Source organism: Roseateles sp. AC306 (genome assembly GCF_979253795.1).
This window is the reverse complement of sequence record NZ_CEEDEB010000090.1, coordinates 1-264: the sequence shown is the minus strand read 5'-3', so window position 1 is coordinate 264 and position 264 is coordinate 1. Positions and strand designations below refer to the sequence as shown.

General features: G+C 51.1%; 1 protein-coding gene. It reads right to left on the bottom strand.

Annotated elements, in window-relative coordinates; genetic code table 11:
- The coding region (gene ampE, locus AC0IZJ_RS28510; RefSeq protein ID WP_471855631.1) for a regulatory signaling modulator protein AmpE at positions 1-264 on the bottom strand (264 nt) is incomplete at both ends.

The window sequence follows — 264 nt, the reverse complement described above, 5'->3', positions numbered from 1 at the left end:
CATTTTGCAGCTCACGCAAATACTCACGTTCGTCGCAGCCTGCCGGGACGCCGTGAATCATGGTGAGTTCGCCAGCCATCGTGGCACGGGCATGGCTATCATTACGTGAAGCAGCTGTCAGATAAGCATGATAATGAAGACGAACTTTACCTGCGCCAATACACAGCAAACCAATCAGCAGCCACACCAGTAGCGTGGGAACGTTGAACAATACTCCCTGCAATGCGCGTAACAGTAAAAAAGTCACGCCCATCGCAATAATGG